The organism is Mixta hanseatica (assembly GCF_023517775.1).
Taxonomy (GTDB): Bacteria; Pseudomonadota; Gammaproteobacteria; order Enterobacterales; family Enterobacteriaceae; genus Mixta; species Mixta hanseatica.
On record NZ_CP082904.1, the window covers coordinates 3,606,968 to 3,632,092 of the forward strand.

Here is a 25,125-nt window from a genome sequence, read left to right on the forward strand (position 1 = left end):
TCGGCTTGAGCGTCGGTATTCATCAGAGGAGAAGTCACATGCTTAGAACCACGGCGGCTCTGCGCCGTGGCTATCCATTAACGCGCCTGGTTCAGGCCAACCTGGTCAAAATCGGCGGCGGCGTGACGCTCTGGCAGCTGCTGCTCACCCCAGGTACGGTTTACGATGCGCCCGCGCTGTACTGCCGGACGCTCGGCGATCTCCTGTACCCAGCGCTGCAGATTTTTGTATGAAGAGACATCAAGGAATTCCGCCGCTTCATACAGGCCACCCTGTACCAGCACGCCATACCACGGCCAAATAGCGATATCGGCGATGCTATATTCCTCACCGGCGATATAACGATGCTGGGCCAGTTGACGATCCAGCACATCCAGCTGACGCTTGGCTTCCATCGCAAAACGGTTGATGGCGTATTCGATTTTCAGTGGCGCGTAGTGATAAAAATGGCCGAAGCCGCCGCCAATATAGGGCGCGGATCCCTGCAGCCAGAACAGCCAGTTTAGAGTTTCGGCGCGCGCAGCGCGCTCCTGCGGCAGAAAGTGGCCAAATTTTTCCGCCAGATAAACCAGAATATTACCGGACTCAAATACGCGCACCGCTGGGTTTTCTGAGCGGTCCAGCAGCGCCGGTATTTTGGAGTTAGGATTCACCGCAACAAAGCCGCTGGAGAACTGATCGCCCTCGCTAATACGAATCAGATGCGCATCATACTCCGCGCCGTTTTCATCCAGCGCCAGCAACTCTTCCAGCAGAATAGTCACCTTCTGTCCGTTCGGTGTCCCCATTGAATAAAGCTGCAACGGGTGTTTACCCACCGGCAGCGCCGCCTCATGCGTTGCGCCAGAAATTGGACGGTTTATTTTTGACCAGCTTCCCGCGCCCTGCTGATCCCATTGCCAGACCTTCGGCGGCTGATAATTATTCTCTGACATGATGTGGTGTCCTTGATAGGAGTGATGAAGTAACTGACTACACTGAACCGAGTGTAGCAGGCAGCATTAAACAAACTTAACCTTGCTGGCCTTCATAAAGTGCGCCCCGTCAAAATGACACGCCTGAGTCATTTTGACATTCCTGAGTGGCATCAAAATGACAGCGCTTATTATTTTAACTTAAGAAATTCATTGAGTTAATCATGGCATACGGCTTGCAATAAACCGGACGACAGCCGCTTTCCGGCTGCTGCGTTCACCGTTAAAGGAGCCACCCATGCCCGGATATAATGATTTACAGCGTCAGGTAGAAATATGCGCCAGCAGCGAGCCTGCGCTGCGCGAGTTGCTGGGCGAAATCGAGGTAGCAGCGTTAATGGCCCATAATGAAAGCTATGCTTTACCGCGACGCAGAGGCATTTTTAACGCGCTACGCCAGCGCTTATTCCGCTTACCGCTTCCGGTTGATGGCGCACGGCAACGATGACGCTTTTTGCTATAGCAAGTTGAAGTAAATGAAAATAATGACGATTGAAGCCAATATCGCCGCCGGTAAAAGCTCGCTGATTGGGCCGCTGGCTGAACGTCTCAGCGCGTTGAGCGGCGAAAGCTGGCAGGTGATGGTGGAACCGGTTGATGCCGATCCGCAGTTTTTGGCGCTGCTGCAGGCCTTTACCAGCAGCCCCGGCGATGCCAACGCCCGGATACGCTTCCAGCTCTATATCACCCTGATGCGCCAGCAGCTGTTAAAGGATCTGCCCGACGGCAACTATTTGATTGAGCGTTCGCTTTACAGCGACGTGGTGTTTTGTCACGCCAACTTTCTGCATACCGAACGCCCCGATGCCGCCTATATGGATTATTACTATCAGATCAAAGCGTGCCTGAGCGATTATCCGCCGATTGACGTCGTGTTGTATATCGATCGCTGCCCACAGGCCTGCTTTGAGAGCTGTATGCAGCGCGCACGCCCTGGCGAAACCGCTTACACGCTGGATTATTTTCTCGATCTGAAACGCTTTCACGACGCCTGCCTGCCGCAGCTGGTGCGCACTTATCCTGCGCGGCTGATTACCTGTGCGGTAGGCGCTGGCTTCGCTGACGCCGATGCGTTGGCTGCACAGTTGGTGCAGCAAGCCGGCTGAAAGATAATGGGCAGCGTTGACCGGCTCCTGCGCGGTTAAATCGCGCCGCGAAGCGGCGTCAGCGAGCCGCCAGACTGGTGGGTTAACGTTTTTTCTTCGGCTGATATTTTTCCGGGATCGGCGGCACCGGCCGCTTATCATCAATCAGATGACGAATGGCGAGAATGGGATGGTGCCAGAGCATCCGCGGCCCCGCCCAGCGCATAATCTGTTTCATCTCTTCGCGTTTGGCCGGCTGATAGCAATGAATCGGGCATTGTTTACAGGCGGGCTTCTCTTCGCCGAAGGCGCAGCGGTCAAGGCGTTTCACCGCATAGTGATATAGCGACCGGTAGCGCTCAGTGTCACTGTCGGCCTGCGGACAATTCGTCTGATACAGGGCAATCATCTTCTCGATGGTGCGCTTTTCTCTCTGGATACGTTTTCCTGACATACAGAATAACCAACGATACTGATAAGGCGTAAATGGTCATGATGGGGTACAGAACGGTGACGTTTTACCCTGGATCGATCAAGAAGGTATTAAGCGCGATCAACAGAAGTGTCTGCGGGTAGCCTTTGAGCCTTCGCATTAAACATCTTCCAAACTTACATTTGATATGTTGGAACAGCAGTTTTGAGATAATCAGAAATAACCATCCTTTTAACTGTCAGATTCCATTAGCATTTTCTCTATAATTTTGAGATGCCGTCATGCGCCAGTTGAGATAACTAAATATCATGGCTCAATTTAATCACGTTGAACTCTCGCTTCTGAACCTGTCTTTGACTCACCTTTGGCTGACGCGCTGGCGGAGCTGGAGTTACTCCGGCATCTGCGACTGGAAACTAACGTTCACCCTATTCTATTTACGCAGTTGAAGGCCGTTTTCTACATGCAGGAGAGTCTCGGTTCCGCAAGGATTGAGGAAACCACACCACGCTTGCCGACTATGTTGAAGGAACGCAGAGTTCGACGGACCAGCTCAAAGAAATCAATAATATTGAAGCCGCGATGGAGTTTATTGACGAATACCTGAACAACGGCGATGACATAACAGAATCTTTTATCCGCGAGTTGCGTAACGATAAGCCAAAGTACGATCTGATGAAGATTGCACTGGCACACCACCGCTTTGGCTGGATACATCCCTTTGGCAATGGTAATGGCAGAACGGTCAGATTGCTGACCTATGGGCTGGCAGAAAGAGGCGAATAATCGAACGCAGTTCAACAGCGGATCCGTACGCAGAAAAGCAAAAACCCGCCTTATGGGCGGGTTCTTTAAATAGTGGTGCCCGGACTCGGAATCGAACCAAGGACACGGGGATTTTCAATCCCCTGCTCTACCGACTGAGCTATCCGGGCAACGGGGCGCATTAAACCGTAAAGCCGTGAAGTCGTCAAATGCTTTTCACTGATTTTTTACTGATTGCGCTCTTTTGCAGCAATAGGTAAAAACCAGGCTAAAAAGGCTTTTGGTGAGGTTCCTGACGCTTAACCTTTAACCCTCCAGGTCGATAACCCATGGTGAAACCCCCATAACACAATAAAGGTTCACCATGTTCAGTACTATTGCATCAGGAATGGCTTCGCTTTTTGCCACCAAACAACGGGGCTCCTCCGCCCTCGCTTCGTTAAATGCGGCGATCGCGATGATTGAGTTTAAGCCCGACGGCACCATCCTTACCGCCAACGATCTTTTTCTGCAACGGATGGGCTATCGTCTCGATGAAATCATCGGACAGCATCATCGTATGTTTTGCCCGACCGAGTTAGTTAACTCGCCGAAATACCTCTCTTTCTGGCAGCGTCTGCAACGCGGCGAAAGCTTCAGCAATAAATTTTTGCGCCTGGACAAACAGGGAAACCCGGTCTGGCTGGAGGCGAACTACGTTCCGGTACGCGATCGCCGCGGCAACGTGGTAAAAATCATCAAGCTGGCCTCCGATATTACCGCCGATATTCTGGATGCGCAGGAGCAGCGCGCGCTAACTACTGCCATCAATCGCTCAATGGCGGTGATCGCTTTTAACCTGCAAGGCGAAGTGCTGAAAGTTAACGCTAACTTTTTGCAGGCCACCGGCTATCGCGAACATGAGGTGATTGGCCAGCATCATCGTATGTTCTGCAGTCCCGAACTGCGCAACAGCGCGGAATATAAAGATTTCTGGCAAAAGCTGAATCACGGCGACTTTATTTCCGGTCTGTTCCATCGTATCGATAAACAGGACCGCCCACTGTGGCTGCGCGCGACCTATAACCCGGTGTTTGATGAAGAGGGGCAGCTGTATAAAATCGTTAAGTTCGCCTCTAACGTCACGGCCCAGATGGAAAAAAGCCAGCTAGAGCGCGACGCCGCGCAGCAAGCGTATGAAACCGCGCTGCGCACCGATGAAAACACACGCGTCGGCGCTACCGTAGTGGAAAGCAGCGTGCAAAATATCAATGCGCTGGCGGGCGAGCTGCACGGCATCTCCGGCGATATTTCCAGCCTGAGCGCCCAGTCAGATCGGATCGGTCTGATTGTCGATACCATTCGCAATATCGCCAGCCAGACCAACCTGCTGGCGCTGAATGCCGCCATTGAGGCCGCACGCGCCGGCGCGCACGGTCGCAGCTTCGCCGTGGTGGCGAATGAGGTGCGCTCGCTGGCGGCGAATATTAACCAGGCCACCAGCGAAATCGAAAAAATGGTGCGGGATAACAACCAGCTGGCGGACAAAGCGTTGAACAGCATCGAAACCAACCTCCAGCGTGCCGATCGCGGCGTGGCGCTGGCGCAGGAAACCGGTGAAGTGATTGCCGAAATCCGCCACAGCGCCGCCGCGGTGGTTAGCGCTATCAGTCATGTCACCGAGGCGCTAAAAGAGGAATAAGCGCGCCTTATGAGGGTGGGTCAGGCAGAAAAATATGATCCAGAATCTGCCTGACTACCGGGGCGGCTACCACGCCCTCGCTGCCGCCGTTCTCCAGGATCAGCGCCATCGCCACTTGCGGATCGTTATAGGGCGCAAACGCGGTATAAAACACATGATCGCGCAGCCGTACCGGGATCATTTTGGCGTTATAAACCTCATTTTGCTTCAGGCTGAACACCTGCGACGTCCCGCTTTTGGCCGCAATGCCATAAGGCGCGGTATGAAAATATTTATAGCCGGTACCGTTGGGCGAGTTAGCCATGCCGAACATGGCGCGTCGCACCAGCGCCCAGTAAGGCGAGTTCGCGTCCGCTATCTGCGGCTGCGGCTGCTTCGGTCGCCAGCGGGTAAAGCGTTTACCGCGCTGCGCGGCATACAGTAGATGCGGCGTGACCACGCGTCCGTTATTAATCAGCGCATCCATTGCCTTGACCATCTGTATCGGCGTGGCGATCCAGTATCCCTGCCCAATACCGACCGATACCGTATCGCCCTGATACCAGACCCGTTTATGCACCCGCTGTTTCCAGGTGCGATCCGGCAACAGCCCGTTGTACTCCTCTTGCAGATCGATGCCGGTGGATTTGCCGTAGCCGAATTGACTCAGCATCTGATGTATACGATCGATACCCATCTCAAAAGCGACCTGGTAGAAAAACGTATCGGCAGACTCCTCAATCGCTTTGGTGACATCCAGCATGCCGTGGCCGCTTTTTTTCCAGTCGCGGTAACGCCGCTGCGTTCCCGGCAGAGTCCAGGTGGGCGCGCCGTAAAAGGTGGTTTGCGGAGCGATCACGCCGCTGAGCAACGCCGACATCGCCATATAGGGCTTTACCGTTGAGGCGGGCGGATAGAGCCCCTGCGTGACACGATTAATCAGCGGCAAATTTTTATCTTGTAGCAGCTGCTGATAAGCCTGATAGCCGATGCCCTTCACAAAAGGGTTGGGATCGTAACTGGGGCTGGAGACCATCGCCAGTACTGCGCCGTCGCGCGGATTTTCAATCAGCACCGCCGCGCGCTGCCCTTTTAACAGGCTCTCCACATACTGCTGCAACGGCAGATCGAGGGTAAGCCAGAGATTTTTTCCGGCCACCGGCGGCACCTCTTTGAGCACCCGGACGATACGCCCGTGGTTATCCACTTCCACTTCCTGGTAGCCGGTTTTGCCATGCAGCAACGCTTCGTAGTAGCGCTCGATCCCCTGTTTACCGATGTTATGGTCGGCGGCGTAGTTTTCCGCCTCACCCTCTTCATTCAGCCGCTGATAGTCGCGGTCATTGATCTTCGATACGTAGCCCACCACATGCGCCAGCGCCGCGCCGTAAGGATATTGCCGATCCTGATAGCTATCGATCTCCACGCCGTCAAAACGGTATTGGTTGACCGCAAAGCGCGCTACCTGCTCCTCGCTTAACGCGCTTTTTAACACCACCGGCCGATAGCGGCTGCTCTGCTTCAGTGCCTGACGGAAATCGGCGATCTCTTCCGGCGTCAGACCAATCACCGGCGTCAACGCCTGGAGTAGCGCCTGCATATTTTTGATTTTGTAAGGCATTACCGTTACGTCATACCAGGTGATGTTTTTTACCAGCGCCGTGCCGTTACGATCGTAAATAATGCCGCGCCGGGGGGCGATGGGGATCATCTTGATGTCATTTTGATCGGATCGCGTCTGGTAATAGCCGTGCTGCTTTACCTGTAAGCGCCAAAGATTGACCACTAAGATGGCAAAACAGGTTATCACCAGGCAAAAAGCGGCGAGCGCACGCCGGGCAAAGAGCTTCTCTTCAGCGGCAAAATCACGAATTTTCATTAATAAACGACTATTTTTCTCATTCTCATTTTGCCGTTCATGATAAAGAGGTCGCCTGGTCAAACTAGCGAAAAGATGCATATCCACCGCTAAAAGTGTGACATTTAATGAGGATGTAACAGATAACGGCGCGAAAGCATGATAAGCGCGGCTGTCAGGTGGGGAAATGCGGGTGAAAATGCGAATAAGCCGCATTCAGATAGCGAATTAATTATCTTTAAAATCAGGCAATTGAAAAGATAAAATGCGTAAAAAAGCATACTCCTTTAACAAACTTTGCTGCATAATTCAGCACGCCATCTTTTATTTGCCACTACCTGAGGAATCGCTATGCTGACTAACGATATGACCGCACGTTTAAACGAGCAGTTAAATCTGGAATTCTATTCTGCTAATCTCTATCTGCAAATGAGCGCCTGGTGCAGCGATAAAGGCTTTGAAGGGGCAGCGGCGTTTCTGAAATCCCATTCGCGTGAAGAGATGGAGCACATGCAGCGCCTGTTTGATTACCTCAGTGATACGGGCGCAATGCCGGTACTGGGCAGTATCGCTGCGCCGCCGGTCGCCTTTAACTCTCTGGCGGATGTGTTTGAGCAAACCTATGAGCATGAGCAGCTGATTACGCGCAAAATCAACGAACTGGCCCATGCGGCAATGACCACGCAGGATTACTCTACTTTTCATTTCCTGCAGTGGTACGTGGCGGAACAGCATGAAGAAGAAAAACTGTTTAAAGCGGTGCTGGATAAGCTGGCTCTGGTCGGCAACAGTGGTAAAGGCCTGTTCTTCGTGGATAAAGATCTGGCAAAAATGGACGGTGAAAACCACGGTCCAACCGCTTAATCAGCGCTTTCCCGACGCGCCTCGGCGCGTCGGGAATCATAATTAAAGTATGGTTAAGCGCAGTTCTGAAGGCTGTGGTCGGCCAAAGAAGTAGCCCTGAAACAGGGTACATCCCTCATCCTTTAGCCTGTCGAACTGCTCACGGTTCTCGACGCCTTCCGCGGTAATCTGAATATCCAGGCTGCGGCTCATGCCGGTAATCGCGCGGATAATCGCCAGGGCTTCCCGACTGTCGTTCATATCATTAATAAACGAACGGTCGATTTTAATCTTATCGAACGGGAAAGATCGCAGATAGCTTAGCGACGAGTAGCCGGTGCCGAAATCATCCAACGCGATCAGCACGCCCAGCGCCTTCAGGTTTTGCAGCGTGCGAATATTTCCCAGCGTATCATCCAGCAATACCGACTCGGTGATTTCTACTTCCAGCCGCCACGGCTCCAGCCCCGATTCACGCAGTGCGCCCTCAACCACCGAGACCAGGGCACTGTTTTTAAACTGGACCGGAGAGAGATTTACCGATACCGTCTGCCTGCCCGCCCAGTTTTTTGCCTCATGGCACGCTTCAAACAGCGCCCAGGCACCAAGGCTATGGATTAGTCCGGTCTCTTCCGCCAGCGGAATAAATTCGCTCGGCATAATCAGCCCTTTTGACGGATGATGCCAGCGCATTAGCGCCTCATAGCCGATAATCGCCTGCTGATCGCTGTCGGTGATCGGCTGATAATAGAGTCGCATCTGGTTTCCCGTTATCGCTTCGCGCAGATCGTTTTCCATACAGCGCCGCGTGCGCGCCTGCGCGTCCATCTCCTGAGTGAAATATTCATAGCGATTACGCCCGTTGCGTTTGGCCTCATACAGCGCCATATCGGCGCAGCGCAATAGTTGCTCCGGAGAAGCCAGTTCAATATCGGCAAAAGCGATACCGATGCTCAGGCCGACCGTTAAATTGTGTCCGTCCACGTTGACCGGCGGGCGCACTACCTCAATCAGCCGCTGCGCCACCATGCTGGCCTCCTGCTGATGATTCAGGTTGGGCAGCACAATAGCGAATTCATCGCCGCCGATACGCGCCAGGGTATCTTGCTCCCGCAGCACGGCGCGCAGGCGTTTGGCAATAACGCGCAGCAGTTCGTCGCCCATCTGGTGTCCCAGGGCGTCGTTAACGTTTTTGAAGTTATCTAAATCGAGACAGAGCGCCGCCGTTTGCCGCTCATGCCGCTCTCCCTGACGCAGCGCGTCGTTTAACCGCTGACGAAACAGAATGCGGTTCGGCAGGCTGGTCAGGTAATCGTGATGCGCCATATGATGAATCCGCGCATCGGCGGCGCGCTGGTCGGTCACATCATCAACGATCAGCATCACATATTGCGTACGCGCATCGTTGCCGCGTACCGTCGCCGCCCGGGTATGCAAAATGCGCTCGCCGCTGGCGGTGATCAGCTGACGCTCGCTCTGGTGGACGCCTTCGCTACGCAGCGCCGCATCCGCCAGCACGTTAAAATAGTCGCTCAGCTCCGGCGGCAGGCATTCATGCGGTTTTTTGCCGTGCATGCTATTTTTCTCGACGCCAAACAGCTGCTCGGCTTTGCGGTTTACCAGCAACAGCTCACGTGAAACCGCATCTTCCACCAGCACGCAGGAGGGAATGCTAGTGATGATAGTATCCAGAAAGCGCGACATAGAGGTCATGCGTTCGCTCTGCGCCTCCGCCAGATCTTTGGCGCGCAGGATTTGCTGCTCATATTCACGCCGCTCGGTAATATCGCGGGTGATTTTTGCGTAGCCAACCAGCTTGCCGTTTTCGTCATGAATCGCGTCGATCACCACATGCGCCCAGAAGGCGCTGCCATCCTTGCGATAGCGCCAGCCCTGATCCTCAAAGCGGCCCGTGGTGCGCGCGATATTCAAATTAATCATCGGCGTTTTGTTCTGCCGCTCCTGCGAGCTGTAAAACAGTGAAAAATGCTGACCGAGGATCTCCTGCGTCGTATAACCTTTGGCACGCTGCGCCCCCGTATTCCAGTTCACTACGTGGCCGCCGGGATCGAGCATATAAATGGCATAATCGGTGACGCTCTCTACCAACAACCGGAACGTCTCTTCCTCTGCGCGCCGCTCGCGCTGTAGCTCGCGCTGTTCGGTACAGTCGCGGGTGATGTTCGCATAGCCGATCAGCTGGCCATTATCATCATGGATGGCGTCGATGATGACGTGAGCCCAGAAAGCGCTGCCGTCTTTTCGATAGCGCCAGCTCTCATTTTCGAAACGTCCGGTGCGGAAAGCGGTCTGGAGATTTTTCTCCGGGATATAGGCCATGCGTTCCTGCATGCTGTAGAAGGTGGAGAAATGTTTTCCAACGATCTCATCCGCGGTATAGCCTTTCGCACGCTGGGCGCCGGCGTTCCAGTTAACCACCAACCCTTCCGTATCCAGCATATAGATGGCGTAGTCGGTCACGCCCTCTACCAGCAGCCGGAATTTTTCCTGCTGCTCGCGCTGCTGGTTAAGCTGCGCCTGCTGTTGCGTGCAGTCGCGGGTGATTACCGCAAAACCGATTAACGCATTGTCATCAGCGTAAATGGCGTCAAACACCACGTGCGCCCAGAAAGCGCTGCCATCATGACGATAACGCCAGCCTTCCGTATCCAGCCTGCCCCGGCTGGCGGCGATAGCCAAATTGTTGGCTGGAACGTTTTTTATCTGTTCGGCTTTGTCATAAAAAATGGCGATGTTTTTACCGATGATCTCTTCCGGCAAATAACCTTTGATCCGCTTAGCGCCCGCATTCCAGTTGGCGATAGTACCATCGGGCCGAATCATATAGATCGCGTAATCGACCACGCTCTGCACCAGTAGCCGATAAAGTGTATCTGGGTTCTCGTTCATCATGTTGCCCGGTTGCTGCCCAAATAAACGCTCTGGGTGGGTTGGACGTGGCAACGTAGTGCGTCTGGCGGATCAGCGCTACGCTAAAGGAAAACTTAACAATTTGCCCGTTATCACATTAGGGGGCGAACTCTTGCCATTCATATCGGCAAGGTTGATAAAATTTTCAGTGATTTACAGATGAAATGATCTTAACAAAAAGACTTAAGCCAGATTGCCGCAATGCGGATGCATTATTATGTTGGGCTAAATCGCCAGCGCGATCCCCAACCCTTCACAGGGGAAATCAAAATCCGCCGGGTTAAACGCGTTATGCTGTTTCAGCTTACACTGACTTATTGACCAGACAGGGCAACGCATGAAAATTGATGCAGACATTAGCTTTCGCAAACTGGAAATTTTTATCGCCTTTATGGCCAGCGGCAATATTGCCCGTACCGCCGAACAGCTGAGTTTAAGCAGTGTTAGCGTCCATCGTGCTCTACACACGCTGGAAGAGAATGTACGCTGTCCGCTATTTATCCATCAGGGCCGCAGCCTGAAGCCGCTGCCTGCCGCCCATACTCTGTTGGAGTATGCGCTGGAGGCGGTAGATACCATGGAGAAAGGGATCTTTGACGCGCGTCAGACCGCCGGGCTGGGGCAAAAGCGCATGCGTATCGGCACGCTCTATTCGCTGACGATGGAAACCGTGCCGCGCCTGATCATGGGCATGAAGCTGCGCCGCCCTGAACTGGAGCTGGATTTGACCATGGGTTCTAACCAACTGCTGCTGAAGAAACTGGAGCTGGGCGAGCTGGATGCGATTTTACTCTCAGTCACCGACAGCCAGATCGACCGGCGGCGCCATGAGGTGTTGCCGCTGTTTGAGGATAATATTTTTCTCGCCGCCCCCAGGGAGGCAAAACTGACGGACGGCGCCAGCGCCGACCTGCGAGATTATCGCCAGCAAAAATTTGTCTCGCTGGCCGAAGGATTCGCCACTTTCCACGGCTTTCAGGAGGCGTTCGGCGTGGCGGGGTTTGATGCCGATATCGTGATGCGCGTTAACGATATTTTTTCCATGCTGAGCCTGGTGCAGGCGGGCGTCGGCTTTGCGCTGGTGCCGGGCAGAATGCGACGGGTATATGAAAACAGCGTACGGCTGTTGCCGCTGGCGGAGCCTTACCAGATGCGCCAGTCGATCGCTATTGTGTTCGATCGCAATCGCGAACACGATCCCAATCTGCTGCCGCTGGTGGCCGAAGGACGGATGTACGCCCGCGAGGTGCTGGCTAACGCTGAACGCGCGCCTGATGCGCCAGCTTAAGCGCCAGCGCGACGCCCCCTTGCTCCAGCGACAACGCATCGCCACGCGTTAGCGGTTCACGCGCCAGCCCGGTCAGCACCGCACCGGGCGGCATTTCCAGCGCCAGTCCTACGTCGCGTTCGTTGGCGGCTTCCATCGCCTCATGCCAGCGTACGGTGCGCGCCATATTCATCGCTAAATCATCGGCAATCTGTGTTGGCTGCCACAGCAGACGTGCGCTGCTGCCGCTGAGATAAGCGCAGCGCGGACGCGTCAGAGTCACTTGCGTAAAGGCCTGCGCCAGCTGACGCGCTGGCTCGTCCAGCAACGCGCAGTGCGAAGGCACACTAACCGCCAGCCGATGAACTTTTTGCGCGCCGTGCGCTACCGCCTGCTGCGCCACCTGCTGCATCGCTGTCTCACTACCGGCGATCACCATCTGCTGAGCGGCATTGATGTTCGCCAGATAACAGTCGCCCAGCAACGGCTCAATCTCCCGCTGGCGCAGACCGGTAATCGCCGTCAGGCCGTAGCCGGAAGGATACGCCTGCTCCATCAGTTCGCCACGCAGCGCCACCAGCCGCAGCGCATCGGCGAAATCCAGGGCGCCAGCCACCACCGCCGCCGGAAAAGCGCCGATGGAGAGACCGCTAACCATATCTGGCTCCAGCCCCTGACGCGCCAGTTCACGCGCCCAGGCGACTCCGGCGATCAGCAGGCAAAGCTGGACGGCGCGAGTATGACGCAGCGCCTGTTCGCTATCCAGCTGCGCGGCCTCTTCATTGAGCGCTGCGCTGGCTTCCTGCAGCAGGCGATCGTTGTCCGGCAATCCTTGTAGCATGCCTACACGCTGCGGCCCCTGCCCGGGAAACATAAACATTATTTTCATCGGTCTGATTCCTCCATTTTCGCCTGCCAGGGATTGCTCACCAGCCGCGGCCCCCGGTTGGTTTTCAGCAGCGCCCGTCCATCGCGCAGCCACTCATTCAGGGCAAAAGCGCCGTTGGGCGTTTCTACCTGGGTGTCCGCCCGGCACGGCAGGCGCGAAACCTGCTGCTGCCAGCGCTGAAACGCGGCGGGCGGCAAGGGCTGCGGCGCGCGAATCAACAGATCGAGATCGCTGGCGCTGTGCAGCACCGGCACATCGGTGGCCAGCGCATAGCCGCAGCTGCCGGTCACGCCCCACGGCCACGGCCATGACTGCTGCGCCAGCAGGATCGCCGCCTGAACCGGCTGCTGCGAAACAAAAGCGGAACGCAGCAGCTGTGCCAGATCCACCAGCGATTCCGGCGTCACGCAGCGTACAATCGCCTCGGCGGGCAGCCAGGCTGCGGCGCGCCGTTCACGTCCCATACCGCGGATCCCCACGGCGATCAATCCGGCCGGGTGCCTGTCCCGGCGCACCACCAGCGGCAGCGCGGGCCGCCACTGCTGCGCGACCCATTCAGGCAGATCGCCTGTTAGCGCCTGCGGATCGTTAAGCCAGATAAGGTCGTGGGGACGCGGTAACATCAATTACATTCCTGCAGTTAAAGAGATAAATAAAGGCAATGTGACAATACAGAGCACGGAACTGATCAGCAAGGCGGCTTCCGCATCAGGAGACTGCACGCCAAACCGGTTGCCGAACACTACGCCGAAGAAACCGGCAGAGAGCGCAATCATCAGGATCGCGGTAATCGCCAGCGAACCGTGCAGGCCCATCATCAGCACCAGCGCCCAGGCGATCAGCGGCTGGATCAGCAGTTTAGTCACGCTGGAGAGCGCAACCGCGCCGTTCAGCTTCAGCTGACGCGCCGACAGAATCAGCCCGGTGAGGAACAGCGCAGCGGCAGTTGCGGCCAGGCCCAGCGGTTTGATCGCCGTCAGTACCAGATCGGGCATATGAACACCCAGCGCCGACAGCACCACGCCCAGCAACGGACCCCAGACGATCGGTTTTTTCACTGAACGCCACATTAATACCGGCAGCATAGTCAACGAAGAACCCTGTACGGTACCCGCCGTGCGCGCTTTTTCACGCTCCAGAATCAGCAGGCAGAAGGGGGTCATCAGCACCGAGCCGCAGGCGATAGAGACCGCAACCGAAAGCGAAGTGGCGCCGGTTTCGCCCAACACGCTGCCCAAAATCGGCAGACCCAGCGCGGCATAGTTCGGTAGCGCGACCGTCAATGTCAGCACGGCGGCATCCTGCGGCGACTTATGGAACCACTTGATGCAGATAAAGTAGATAACAGCGTAGGTAATCCACATCGCCAGCGTCAGGACCACCACCAGCGGCATCTGTTCGACAATACCGCTCCATGGTGTCTGCACGGTAGCGCTAAACAGCGCCGCCGGCAGAGCAAAATCCATTACAAAAATATTCAGTAAAGCGACGTTCTTGTTATCCACCATTTTTGCCTTACCGGCCATAAAGCCTAACAGCATAATGATGAATATAGGAGCAAGTGCGTGGAGAATAATGTAAGTCATATTTCACCTGTATAACAAAGAGTTGTAATTAGCACAGGTGCGATGGTTTATTATTTTTACAGGCTACTTATATGGATGGGCAACAGGTGCCCATCACTATCGACCTGGCAGGTTTGTCTTAACATGATTACCAGTGCGCGCGCATACGTTCGCGCACCAGCGCAGAGCTGCGGCGGTTGTCGCCACGTAGACGATGCTTCAGAGTGCGATCGCCCGCACGCGCATCTTTAATGGCGCGAGTCAGCGACTCGGTCACCTGCTGTTTTTCCTGTTCGCCCGGGGCATCAGGTTTGGCGATATTCAGCATTTCATCGAGGATGCCCAGCGTCTGGAAGTTTTTGACGTCATATGCCATCGGCGGCACGGTAGAGGCCAGCTCGATCAGCGCTTCCACGCTGCGCAGCGTGATACGCGCCGCTGACGCCTGCCCCATGGCGTGGATCATTACGCCGGGATCGTTAAAAGCGATCAGCCGGTTTGCCTGATAGCCGTGCGCCAGAAACGCGCCGGACATCGCTTTGCCGACGATCAGACCAATGACCGGATGGCCGGCCAGACGCGCCTGCGCCCAGGCCGCCGCCGAGGCTGCCAGCGCCTGATGAATGCCAAAGGCTTCTTCACGACGGCCATAGGCCTGACTCGGCACATCAATCACCGCCACGATTGGGCGTTTACGTTCCGCCTGCTCATCGGCGGCAATGGTTTCATGCACCACTTTCGCCAGCGTCCAGCCTTCCAGCAGGCCGACTTCCCCTCCCGCTGCGCGCGGAAAATGGTTGTTTTCATCGGGTACCACAGCGATATAACGCACGCTTTCACCGTCCAGCTCGGCATCCGCCACCTGCACCGACGGACACAGGCCGCCTAAACGCGGCGCGTCCTGACTCAGCAGCGATAGCCAAATCTCGCCACGACTGTTGGTTTTCATAGCGCATCCCCCGCAAAAAATTGTTGAATCTGTTCAGTTTCTGGCTGTTGAGTGGTATCCACTTTATTCAGCCGCGCCAGCATGTCCTGATAGTTATCGGTGCGGTGCTGCGCCGGAACGCCGCGCATCAGCGCCTGGGTTACCGCCTCTTTCACCGCATGTACGCCATCATTAACCAGCACGTCGGCCAGCCCGCTGCGATAGCGTGCCTCACCGCCGGTCATCCGCCAGATAAATGGACGATCGCGCGAGTCATATTCTTCAATGCCCGCTTCCTGTTCGATAACCTGCGGACCGTTCAGCCCCAGACGCGCTTCACGGGTCACGATCAGCGTGCTGCACAGGCCAGCGGCAATCGACATCCCGCCAAAGCAGCCCACGGTACCGGCAATCACGCCCACTACCGGGGTATAGCGACGCAGATCGACAATCGCTGCATGAATGTCCGCAATCGCCGCCAGGCCCAGGTTAGCTTCCTGCAGGCGTACGCCGCCGGTTTCCAGACAAAGCACCGCCTGCGTCGGTACGCCGCGACGATGATCTTCCGCCGCCAGCTCTAACGCCGCCGCCATTTTCGCGCCGGAGACTTCACCCATGCTGCCGCCCTGAAAGGTGCCTTCGATAGCGATCACCACCGTGGGCTTGCCCTCTATTGTGCCTTTGGCGACGATCATGCCGTCATCGGCCTGCGGCACGATGCCCTGCATCGGCAGCCACGGCGACATAACGCCGTCGAACGGATCGAGCAGTTCGCGGTAACTACCCTCATCCAGCAGCAGGCGTGCACGTTCACGCGCCCGCAGTTCAATAAAACTGCTATCGTTACGCATCAGCCGCCTCCTCAAATACCTGTTCGATACGAATACGCGCAACGCCCGGCGTAGCGCCAAAATCATGGATCGTCAGCTGACCTGACGGCAGCTCGGTCAGCGTACTGAGACGGTCAAACAACGCGCGCCAGCGTGCTTCAAAATTAACAATCGAAGTCGTGATGCTGACTTCCAGCCTTTCGCCTTGATCGGCGACAAACAGGGCTTCCATATCACCGGAGCCCACAACGCCAGCCAGCGCACGGCCATACAGGGTGCGAGTGGCGGGGTAAGAAAGTGTGATTTGTTCCATAACATCCTCAATCTGTAGGTAAGCAAATACCATCGAGAAACAGCGTGGCCGCCAGCAGATCGGCCGCGCCGCCCGGCGAAGCGTTCAGCTTCAGCATCGCGGCATCAAGACGGGCCAGCGCCTGGCCTCCGGCAGCGGTGGCGCAGCCGCCGAGGTCCAGCACCTGCTGCGCGCCCTGCTGCATCGTCTGTAGCCCGGTCAGGCCGGCGCGCGACAGCACGCAGGTATCGCTCAGCGAGGTCATGATCGCCATCAGGGCGTCAATACGCGCTTCCGCTTCCGCGGCGCCTGCCGCCCGGCTGCGCCGCAGCTGCGGTAAAGCCAGCTGGATAATGTGCGGAAAGGCCTGCTGCGCCTCTTCGCGCGCGCCGGGCACCCGATAACGCTGCGTGGCCCGCAACCCTTTACTGAAGCTGCGCGGGGCGCGTTCGTCCGGCAGACGGGCCAGCGCGGCGGCAGCCTGGCAAACCGCCGTGGCGGTCGCTTTGCCGTTCAGCATGGCCGCGCCGCTGACCAATAGCCCCAGCGCCCAAATAGCGCCGCGGTGGGTGTTTACCCCCTGCGTGGCGGCCATCATCTGCGCTTCGCCGCTACGCCCCAGCTCGCCGACCTGCTGACGCAGCGCAACATCTGCTGGTCGCAGCCAGCTGTATAACGCCAGCGCATAAAAGGTCGGCTGCAACGCGTGGGCGGATCGCTCCATCAGCGCCAGGTTTAAATCCTGATGCGCCCCGCTGCCGCGCCCGTCAACCAGACCCGGCTTCGGCGTCAATCGCGCTTCCGCGATCAGGGCGGCGGTCGCCTGCTCTGCCAGCCGTAAGGCCAGCGTTTCGGCACGCTGCGGTGAGAGTTGCGGTTGGGTTGCCATTACCAGCTCCGGAATTTAGCCGGTGGGTTATAAAGGCCGCCGGACCATTCCACCAGGTCCGCCACGCTGCCTGCGGCCAGCAGCGAACGGCTGGCTTCGCTACGGCGAATGCCTAAATCTTCCGGCCAGGCGATTTTGCCTCCCTGACGCAGTTTCGCGACGCGCTGGGCATCAACGCCCAGACCGATGTCGGTAATCCCGGCAACCGCCGCCACCATTGCCCGACGTTCTTCCATCGATTCGGCGCGGTAGAGATAAGCAATACCTTCCTCGGTCAGAACATGGGTAACGTCGTCGCCGTAAATCATGACCGGCGCCAGCGGCATCCCCGAGGCTTTCGCCACATCAACGGCATCCAGTTTTTCAACGAAGGTCGGCTTGCCGCCTGCCTGGAAGGTTTCTACCATCTGTACTACCAGTTTGCGGCCGCGCACCATTGGGTCGGGCTTATCGATCATCGCCAGCCAGGCCGGTGTGGCATGCCGACGTCCGTGCGGATCGTGTCCCATATTCGGCGCGCCGCCGAAGCCGGAAAGACGGCCGCGGGTAACGGTTGACGAGTTGGCATAGCCGTCGACCTGCAGCGTTGAGCCGATAAACATATCGACCGCATACTGGCCAGCCAGCTGACAGAAGGCGCGGTTAGAGCGCATTGAACCGTCGGCACCGGTAAAGAAAATATCGGGACGCGCGGCGATGTAGTTTTCCATCCCCAGTTCACTGCCGAAGCTGTGAATGCTGTCCACCCAGCCGCTTTCAATGGCCGGAATCAGCGTTGGATGCGGGTTCAGCGTCCAGTGTTTACAAATTTTGCCTTTCAGCCCCAGCTTTTCGCCGTAGGTCGGCAGCAGTAGCTCAATGGCGGCGGTATTAAAGCCGATGCCGTGGTTCAGCGACTATACCTGATGCTCGGCATAGATGCCTTTAATCGCCATCATCGCCATCAGGATATGTTCCTGTTTAATCAGGCGCGGATCGCGAGTAAACAGCGGTTCAATAAAGAACGGTTGGTCAGCCACTACTACATAGTCGATCCACGAACCGGGGATATCGACGCGCGGCAGATCGCTAACGTCATCCACCAGCTCATTGACCTGAGCGATAACAATACCGTTACGGAAGGCGGCAGCTTCGACCAGCGCCGGGGTATCTTCCGTGCTGGGACCGGTGTACAGGTTGCCCTGGCGGTCCGCCTTGAAGCCGGCAACCAGCGCGACATTCGGCACCAGATCAACATAAAGGCGGGCATAGAGTTCGATATAGGTGTGAATAGCGCCGATTTCCAACTGCCCATCTTCCAGCAGCTGCGAGATACGCAGGCTTTGCGTGCCGGAAAAAGAGAAATCGAGCTTACGGGCGATGCCCTTTTCGAAAAGATCCAGATGCTCGCTGCGGCTCACGCTCGGCATAATCATATGCAGATCGTGTAACTTTTGCGGATTAACCTCTGCCAGCATGCGTGACAAAAAATCGGCCTGTTTCTGGTTATTCCCTTCCAGCACCACGCGGTCGCCGGGGGCAATCAGTTTTTCCAGAACGGTGGGTAAATCATGGGTGGGCAGAACTTTACCTGGGATAGAGAGTGATGCGATGCGTCGTTGTTTCTCAGTGCGACGCGTATCCCAGACGCGGCCTGCCGATGCTTCAGGCAACATGGCTAACCTCCTGGCTTGATAGTGACTTAACTAAAATCGACAGGGGAAAGTCTCTGCCTGTTGGGCAGAAGCATCAATTAAGGCGGACGTTAAAACATTAGCCTGAGAGTAATGGAATTTTTCCGCGTTTGGTGTACCTTAAACGGGTTATAACGCTTTTAACCCTGCTAACCGTTGGGGTATTAACGTTATCTGCCTAACACACATAACGTTAATAGCTTACCTGCCTTACCAGCATCATTGCTCTGTCTCCTCTGCTCACTGGGTAGAATTCACAGAATCATTACGCTAAACGGCTATGCCTCATAAAAGCGCAGCGTAAAGATTTTTCCAGTAAGATCGCCAAGGCTTAAGTGTAACCGCTTTAGGGTTGCTGACGCGCCTTCCGCCTTCCCCGGACTGGCGCAATTATTTGTTGATAACTCGCCTCTCTCCTTACCAGAGGTAAAATAACCGCAGGCATAATATTTATTATCCACTCTGAGTTAAATTATCCAGGCACAATTAATAATACCTTTTATAGATGAGCGTTAAAGACTTACTTATTTTCTTTGAATACTGTTGTCAATCAATATCTGGCAAGAAAGAAATAGTTCCCATTTTTCTCTAATTTGATTTCACAAGGGTTTTAATCCTATCAGAAGGAAAAAGCCTTATCATCGACAAAATCTCACTAATTATTGTATTTAGTGGTTAAGAATAGGCAATTATTGCGCATCAGCACTGCGGCTTAATTAGAGACAATTCTCACATTGATGGATTATCCAGGTCGCTATAATGCTTCACTGGTTACGCTAAAAAACGCACTAATAAATATTATTTTTATAGGTTTTATAATATCACTCAGGATTAATTATGATTAACAGTGTATTTATTGTGGATGACCACCCATTTATCTGCTCCGGCATTAAGGCTTATTTACGTGCTAATGGCTATACCATTGCCGGTATCGCGCAGGATGGCGTGTCGGTGATTGCGGATGTCGGCCTGCATCGTCCCGACCTGGTTATTATGGATCTCAATATCCCCGGCAGGGACGGGATGCAGGTCATTGAAAGCCTGAAACGCGTTAACGCACAACAGAAGATTATCGTATTAACCGCCTCCGAAAGCGAGTTCCATATGCAACGCTGTCTGCTGCTGGGCGTTGACGGCTACCTGTGTAAAAACCATGATATTACGCAACTGCTACAGGCAATCCGCAGCATGGAGAAAGGCATTAAATTCTATCCCTGCTCGCATAATACCGAAGTAAAATCGCTGCATCCGGAAAGCGAAAAATTAATGACGCTCTCCCGCCGTGAGTTAATGGTGCTCAGGAAACTGGCCGCAGGCTACTCCAATAAAGAAATAGCCTTGCAGCTTTCACTTAGCAATAAAACCATCAGCACTTATAAAATTAAAATATTGCGTAAGCTGGGTATCAAAAGCGTGGTTGATATTAATGAAGTCGCTAAAAGAAACTACCTGGTTTAACCGGTAAATAACGCACAAGATTCGCTTTAATTCTTACGATAACACCACGCCATGTCTTCGGTAAATTTAACCCGAGCGGGCAGCCCGTTATGCCGCCCCGCCCGTGGTTTAGCTGTGATGAGTTTGTTGTTGCGCGACGGGATGCCAAAAGTCAGTGACCGCGCCTTCGCCGCCGGTAAGCGGATCGAACTGCGGTAACGGCACCCGTTTAATTGTGTTCAGGGAGCGTTCCAGAATATTTTTGTCATCACGCAACGTATCAGGCTCCATGCCCGCCGGGTAAGCGCCAACGGTGAAGAAATCTTCGCTGGCCGCAATCTGTTGATGACCCACGCCCGCAGGGATAAGCACCGCATCGCCCATACGCAGCGTTACCATTCGCCCGCTTTCGCCGCCAAACAGTACTTCAGCCCAGCCAGCGCCGACGCCCAGCAGTTCATGGCAGTTAGAGTGATAGTGAGTATAAGGAAATATGGGTGAACGCCAGCGTGGCGGCCAGTGGTTCTCTGCAAAACGCTGTTCGAACCAGGCCGCAATATCCTCGACATCATTCGGCACCACGCGCGGATAGATAATCAGCGGCAACGGATTATTTGGAATACCGTTTGAAGGCATAGCCAGCATAAGATGCTGCGGGTTGTTGGACGTCCCTGCAAACAGAGTGCCTGCCGCAAATGACATCATAGCCAAAAGACTGCACGATGAGGGAAACATACTACGCCTCCTGTTGGTCGCAATGTTAATTGATTGTGGCAAAAGCCCATGACTTTGCAATAGCAAGAATGGCTTCCACCTCACAAAAATCTTTTATTTTCAATACTTAACTCAAATTTTTATCCCATCCGGCTGGAAATGGCTTTCCTGGCTCTTTACCCGTCGTAAATTAACGCTACAACGGCACAGGGTATTACGTGCGTACCCTGCCAGACGCAGCGGTGAACGATATTCTTAACCATCCCTCTACGCCGGAGCACGTTAAAGCGGGCATTCATAAGCTGATGACGCTGAAAGACGAAGTCGATTTTTATGATGTCTATCATCTGACCTGGGGCAATAAGCCCGCCGACAGCGTGTGATCTTGATTTGCCGCCATTACATCATGGCGGCGATCAACCCTCCCAGGATGGCCACAGCGGCTTCCTGCGCGCTGTCCCACGGCCAGGATGTGTTAAAGCGGAAATAGTTGGCATACTGCTGCCCCGAGGAAAACATGCTGCCCGGGGCGATACTGATATTATGTTCCAGCGCGCGGTAATAGAGCTGCGTTGCATTTACCTGCCCCGGTAGTTCAATCCACAGAAAGTAGCCGCCGCGCGAATCGTTGATTTTAGCCCCGTACGGCAAATGACGCTTAAGCGACTGCCGGGCCAGATTTTTACGCTGTTCCAGTACCTGACGCAGCTTGCGCAGATGACTGTCATAGCTACGGGTTCCCAGATAATTCGCCAACGCCAGCTGCATCGGCGCACTGGTGGAAAGCGTACTCATTAGCTGAAGACGCTGAATACGCTGCGCCTGTTTGCCTGCCGCCACCCAGCCCACGCGAAAACCCGCCACTAAATTTTTGGAAAAGGATGAGCAGTGCAGTACGCTGCCATGGCGATCGAACGCCTTTGCCGGCAACGGCTTATCGGCGCCGAAGTAAAGTTCGCTGTAAACGTCATCCTCGATCAGCGCCACCTGATGCGTCGCCAGCAGCGCTACCAGCGATCTTTTTTTCTCCCGGCTTAGGGTAAAACCCACCGGATTTTGCTGGTTGGTCATCAACCAGCAGGCTTTAATCGGCCAGCGTTTTAACGCCTGCTCCAGCTCGTTTAAATCCATGCCGTGCTGCGGATCGGTGGCGATGGCCACCGCCTTCAGTTTTAAGCGCTCAATGGCCTGCAGCGCGCCATAAAAGGTCGGGTTTTCCACCACCACCCAGTCACCCGGTTCGGTAACCGCCTGCAGACTCAGGTTGAGCGCCTCCATCGCGCCGTTAGTAATCACAATTTCATCCGGCGAGACGGCGATGCCCTGCTGCGCATAGCGGCGCGCCAGCGTTTTGCGCAGCGCTTCATTGCCCGGCGGCAGGTTATTGATGGCGTCGCCCGGCGTCAGGCTATGGGAAACATTATTCAGCGCACGCATCAGCTGCCGCTGCGGAAAAAGCTCCGGATCGGGAAAGGCGGAGCCGAACGGGATCATCAACGGATCGCGGCAGGCCTGTAATACGTCGAAAATAAAGGAATTGATATCGACCGCTTCCGCCAGCTGCACCTTTTGATGGTTAACCGGCTGGCTAAGAAATTCGGCGCGCGGCGCGACATAGTAGCCGGATTGCGGACGTGAAACGATGGTGCCCTGACTTTCCAGCACCTGATAAGCATGCATTACCGTCATCAGACTCATGCCGCTCAGGCTAACCTGATCGCGTAGCGAAGGAAGTTTTTCGCCTGGCAGCCAGACTTCGGCATCAATTTGCGCCTGGATTTGCTCCACCAGCTGAAGGTATTTCGCCATAAACTGTTACAGGTCCCGGAAGAATAAAGGACGACTATTATAGTTTTTTCGGCGCGCGGCCGATATGTCAGCCGCGCTTTTCTCACTGCCGGTCAGCCTCAGGCGACCGGAGTGGAATCGGTAGTTTTAATATATTCCTTTAGCTCATTAATGCGATCGGGAGGAATCGGTTTCCCCAGCAGGTAGCCCTGCAAACTGTCACAGCCGAGATGGGTTAAGAAGGCCTGTTGCTCAGGCGTCTCTACCCCTTCCGCCACCACCTTAAGATTAAGCGACTGCGCCAACGCCACGATCGCCGAGACAATAGTGGCGTCTCCGCTGTTCTCGCTAAGTTCGTTGACAAAGGCGCGATCGATTTTCAACTCGCTGGCGGGCAGACGTTTCAGGTAAAGCAGGCTGGAATAGCCGGTACCAAAGTCATCAATCGAGGCGTTTACGCCGAGGTCGGTCAGCGCGGTAAGAATGCGTACGCTTTCGTCGGGATTGAGCATCGCGGTAGTTTCCGTCACCTCCAGCGTCAGCAGATGCGGTGGGATTTGATGTTTTTCCAGCGCCGTCACTACGGTATCCACCAGGCTGTTCTGTTCAAACTGCCGCGCCGACAGATTAACCGCCACCGACCAGTTTTTATGGCCCTGTTGACGCCATTCGTGCAGCTGGCGGCACGCTTCGTTAATCACCCAATTGCCAACGCTAATAATCAGGCCGCTTTTTTCCGCCAGCGGCAGGAATAGATCCGGCGTCAGCAGGCCGCGCCGTGGGTGCTGCCAGCGCAGCAGCGCTTCAAAGCCGACAATCGGCCCGCTTGGCGCCGTATATTTCGGCTGGTAGAACAGGCGCAGCTCATCGCTATCCAGCGCCAGCCATAAATCGTTGATCAGCTGAAGCTGGTTTTGCGCAATGGTGTTCATTGAAGGCTGGAAGAAATAATAACCGTTGCGCCCGTTATTTTTGGTGTGATACATGGCGGCATCGGCGTTAAACATCAGTTCACGTTCATCCACACCATCTCCCGGATAAACCGCAATGCCGATACTCAGCGAAACGTTCAGTTCATAGCGTGAAATGTTAAAGGGCTTCTCAATCAGCTTAACCAGCGCATCTGCAGTAACCGCGGCATCGTTCGGCTCCTCGATCTCCATTAACAGGACAAACTCATCACCGCCCAATCGCGCCAGCGTATAGTGTCCGCTGATATTGGTGGTCATACGTTCCGTCACCGCCACCAGCAGGCTGTCGCCGATATGATGGCCAAAGGCATCGTTGATCGCCTTAAAGCCGTCAAGATCCATAAACATCAGCGCAAAACGCGTGTTTTCCCGCGTCGCCTTATTAATCGCCTGATCGAGCCGGTCCTCCAGCAGAATACGGTTCGGCAGACGCGTCAGGTTATCCTGCAACGCCAGCTGCGCCAGCTCGCGGTTAGCTTCCGCCAGTGAAGAGGCCAGCATGGAAGTGCGTGCCTGCAGACGCGCATCCAGCATCGAAACCAATAGCGTAATCCCTAGAATAGAAAGCGTGACCACCGCTACCAGAATTGCCAGCCAGTCGCTGTCGACGCCATGATGCATCATATGTCCCTGGGTGGGAAAGCTGGCGGCGGCCATACCGCTATAGTGCATGCCGGCGATAGCGAAGCCCATCACCACCGCTGCGCCGGCACGCAGCAACGCCAGCCGGCCCGCGCCGTTACGCAGCCGGAACGCCAGCCACAGGGCGATACCTGACGCCAGCAGCGCAATAAGCACCGACAGAACTACCCAGCGCCAGTCCCAGATAATTCCCGGCTCGAACATCAGCGCGGCCATGCCGGTGTAATGCATCGCCGCCACGCCGCTGCCCAGCACCAGCGCGCCATAGCTTAAGCGCAACCAGCGCAGATCGCCGTAGCAGACGATCCACAAGGCAAAGAGCGAGGCGGCGATGGCGATAATCATCGACAGCAGCGTTAATGGGCCGTCGTAGCTCATCATCATCGGCATGTGCATCGCCAGCATGCCGATAAAGTGCATCGCCCAGATGCCGATACCCATGGCAAACCCACCGCCAAGCAGCCATACCTGCGCCGCTTTGCCGGTGCTGTTGACCACTCGACCTGCCATATCCAGCGCGGTATATGACGCCAGGAAAGCCACGATTATCGAGACGATCACCATCACCGTATCGTAAGAAGTTACCAACATAGGCCTACCCGCCAGTTAACGCCTACAGCAGGCGCGGAAGTGAAAAAGCAACAGCAAGCGTTATACGGTTTGCTATGGCTAAATTATCGGCAACGTTAGC

The 25,125-nt window shown here is 55.3% G+C and carries 21 protein-coding genes, 1 tRNA gene and 2 pseudogenes; 8 read left to right on the forward strand and 16 right to left on the reverse strand.

Features of this window, described 5'->3' with window-relative positions:
* Nucleotides 1–77 precede the first annotated feature (77 nt).
* The gene (yghU, locus tag K6958_RS17160) at nt 78–935 is read right to left on the reverse strand and encodes a glutathione-dependent disulfide-bond oxidoreductase (RefSeq protein ID WP_249892243.1); all 858 of its coding nucleotides are present in this window, start codon (nt 933–935) and stop codon (nt 78–80) included.
* A gap of 277 nt (nt 936–1,212) precedes the next feature.
* Between yghU and K6958_RS17165 the strand changes: the two genes are divergently transcribed.
* A complete protein-coding gene (locus K6958_RS17165) occupies nt 1,213–1,422 on the forward strand; it encodes a hypothetical protein (protein ID WP_249892244.1) in 210 nt (69 codons plus the stop codon).
* Between the two features lie 37 nt (nt 1,423–1,459).
* A complete protein-coding gene (locus tag K6958_RS17170; protein ID WP_249892245.1) occupies nt 1,460–2,080 on the forward strand; it encodes a deoxynucleoside kinase in 621 nt (206 codons plus the stop codon).
* Nucleotides 2,081–2,162: 82 nt separating this feature from the next.
* On the opposite strand, the gene K6958_RS17175 is transcribed toward K6958_RS17170, so the two are convergent.
* Nucleotides 2,163–2,513, reverse strand: a complete 351-nt coding sequence (locus K6958_RS17175; RefSeq protein WP_249892246.1) for a nitrous oxide-stimulated promoter family protein — start codon at nt 2,511–2,513, stop codon at nt 2,163–2,165.
* 287 nt (nt 2,514–2,800) lie between these two features.
* Between K6958_RS17175 and K6958_RS17180 the strand changes: the two are divergent.
* Nucleotides 2,801–3,260 (forward strand): annotated as a pseudogene (locus K6958_RS17180) (Fic family protein); the annotation flags it as partial.
* 91 nt (nt 3,261–3,351) lie between these two features.
* Here K6958_RS17180 and K6958_RS17185 read toward each other — a convergent pair.
* A tRNA-Phe gene (locus K6958_RS17185) sits at nt 3,352–3,427 on the reverse strand.
* Nucleotides 3,428–3,621: 194 nt separating this feature from the next.
* On the opposite strand from K6958_RS17185, the gene K6958_RS17190 reads away from it, so the two are divergent.
* Nucleotides 3,622–4,938: a methyl-accepting chemotaxis protein gene (locus K6958_RS17190; RefSeq protein ID WP_249892247.1), complete on the forward strand. Its 1,317-nt coding sequence runs from the start codon at nt 3,622–3,624 to the stop codon at nt 4,936–4,938.
* Between the two features lie 7 nt (nt 4,939–4,945).
* Here K6958_RS17190 and mrdA read toward each other — a convergent pair whose 3' ends face one another.
* Complete coding sequence (gene mrdA, locus K6958_RS17195; protein WP_249892248.1) at nt 4,946–6,796, reverse strand: penicillin-binding protein 2; 1,851 nt, start codon at nt 6,794–6,796, stop codon at nt 4,946–4,948.
* A gap of 330 nt (nt 6,797–7,126) precedes the next feature.
* On the opposite strand from mrdA, the gene ftnA reads away from it, so the two are divergent.
* Complete coding sequence (gene ftnA / locus K6958_RS17200) at nt 7,127–7,639, forward strand: non-heme ferritin (RefSeq protein WP_249892249.1); 513 nt, start codon at nt 7,127–7,129, stop codon at nt 7,637–7,639.
* Between the two features lie 42 nt (nt 7,640–7,681).
* On the opposite strand, the gene K6958_RS17205 is transcribed toward ftnA, so the two are convergent.
* Nucleotides 7,682–10,528 carry a bifunctional diguanylate cyclase/phosphodiesterase gene (locus K6958_RS17205; RefSeq protein WP_249894722.1) on the reverse strand — a complete coding sequence of 949 codons (2,847 nt, stop codon included), beginning with the start codon at nt 10,526–10,528 and terminating at the stop codon, nt 7,682–7,684.
* Between the two features lie 358 nt (nt 10,529–10,886).
* On the opposite strand from K6958_RS17205, the gene K6958_RS17210 reads away from it, so the two are divergent.
* The gene (locus K6958_RS17210; RefSeq protein WP_249892250.1) at nt 10,887–11,837 is read left to right on the forward strand and encodes a LysR family transcriptional regulator; all 951 of its coding nucleotides are present in this window, start codon (nt 10,887–10,889) and stop codon (nt 11,835–11,837) included.
* Here the strand turns inward: K6958_RS17210 and mdcH are convergent.
* From mdcH to mdcA, 8 genes and pseudogenes are all read right to left on the reverse strand, one after another.
* Nucleotides 11,803–12,705: a malonate decarboxylase subunit epsilon gene (gene mdcH / locus K6958_RS17215; RefSeq protein WP_249892251.1), complete on the reverse strand. Its 903-nt coding sequence runs from the start codon at nt 12,703–12,705 to the stop codon at nt 11,803–11,805. The two genes, K6958_RS17210 and mdcH, sit on opposite strands and share 35 nt — an antisense overlap.
* Nucleotides 12,702–13,328 (reverse strand): malonate decarboxylase holo-ACP synthase, encoded by a 627-nt coding sequence (locus K6958_RS17220; RefSeq protein ID WP_249892252.1) that lies wholly within the window; start codon nt 13,326–13,328, stop codon nt 12,702–12,704. Before K6958_RS17220 ends, mdcH begins: the two co-directional genes overlap by 4 nt.
* Before the next feature lie 3 nt (nt 13,329–13,331).
* The gene (locus tag K6958_RS17225; RefSeq protein ID WP_249892253.1) at nt 13,332–14,291 is read right to left on the reverse strand and encodes an AEC family transporter; all 960 of its coding nucleotides are present in this window, start codon (nt 14,289–14,291) and stop codon (nt 13,332–13,334) included.
* Nucleotides 14,292–14,418: 127 nt separating this feature from the next.
* A complete protein-coding gene (gene mdcE, locus K6958_RS17230) occupies nt 14,419–15,219 on the reverse strand; it encodes a biotin-independent malonate decarboxylase subunit gamma (protein WP_249892254.1) in 801 nt (266 codons plus the stop codon).
* Complete coding sequence (locus tag K6958_RS17235; protein ID WP_249892255.1) at nt 15,216–16,049, reverse strand: biotin-independent malonate decarboxylase subunit beta; 834 nt, start codon at nt 16,047–16,049, stop codon at nt 15,216–15,218. The genes mdcE and K6958_RS17235 overlap by 4 nt, the downstream gene beginning before the upstream one ends.
* Complete coding sequence (mdcC, locus tag K6958_RS17240; RefSeq protein WP_249892256.1) at nt 16,042–16,341, reverse strand: malonate decarboxylase acyl carrier protein; 300 nt, start codon at nt 16,339–16,341, stop codon at nt 16,042–16,044. The genes K6958_RS17235 and mdcC overlap by 8 nt, the downstream gene beginning before the upstream one ends.
* Nucleotides 16,342–16,348: 7 nt before the next feature.
* Nucleotides 16,349–17,209: a triphosphoribosyl-dephospho-CoA synthase gene (locus K6958_RS17245; RefSeq protein WP_249892257.1), complete on the reverse strand. Its 861-nt coding sequence runs from the start codon at nt 17,207–17,209 to the stop codon at nt 16,349–16,351.
* Nucleotides 17,209–18,864, reverse strand: a pseudogene (gene mdcA, locus K6958_RS17250) (malonate decarboxylase subunit alpha). Before mdcA ends, K6958_RS17245 begins: the two are co-directional and overlap by 1 nt.
* An 855-nt stretch (nt 18,865–19,719) precedes the next feature.
* On the opposite strand from mdcA, the gene K6958_RS17255 reads away from it, so the two are divergent.
* Entirely contained in the window at nt 19,720–20,340 is a 621-nt protein-coding gene (locus K6958_RS17255) for a response regulator transcription factor (protein ID WP_249892258.1), read from the forward strand.
* Nucleotides 20,341–20,448: 108 nt separating this feature from the next.
* Here K6958_RS17255 and K6958_RS17260 read toward each other — a convergent pair whose 3' ends face one another.
* Complete coding sequence (locus tag K6958_RS17260) at nt 20,449–21,054, reverse strand: hypothetical protein (protein ID WP_249892259.1); 606 nt, start codon at nt 21,052–21,054, stop codon at nt 20,449–20,451.
* 197 nt (nt 21,055–21,251) lie between these two features.
* On the opposite strand from K6958_RS17260, the gene K6958_RS17265 reads away from it, so the two are divergent.
* Nucleotides 21,252–21,416 carry a YlaC family protein gene (locus K6958_RS17265; RefSeq protein WP_249892260.1) on the forward strand — a complete coding sequence of 55 codons (165 nt, stop codon included), beginning with the start codon at nt 21,252–21,254 and terminating at the stop codon, nt 21,414–21,416.
* Between the two features lie 16 nt (nt 21,417–21,432).
* Here the strand turns inward: K6958_RS17265 and K6958_RS17270 are convergent, their stop codons facing one another.
* Both K6958_RS17270 and K6958_RS17275 read right to left on the reverse strand, forming a co-directional pair.
* Nucleotides 21,433–22,842 carry an aminotransferase-like domain-containing protein gene (locus K6958_RS17270; protein ID WP_249892261.1) on the reverse strand — a complete coding sequence of 470 codons (1,410 nt, stop codon included), beginning with the start codon at nt 22,840–22,842 and terminating at the stop codon, nt 21,433–21,435.
* Nucleotides 22,843–22,940: 98 nt separating this feature from the next.
* The gene (locus tag K6958_RS17275) at nt 22,941–25,025 is read right to left on the reverse strand and encodes a putative bifunctional diguanylate cyclase/phosphodiesterase (protein WP_249892262.1); all 2,085 of its coding nucleotides are present in this window, start codon (nt 25,023–25,025) and stop codon (nt 22,941–22,943) included.
* Between the last annotated feature and the right edge of the window lie 100 nt (nt 25,026–25,125).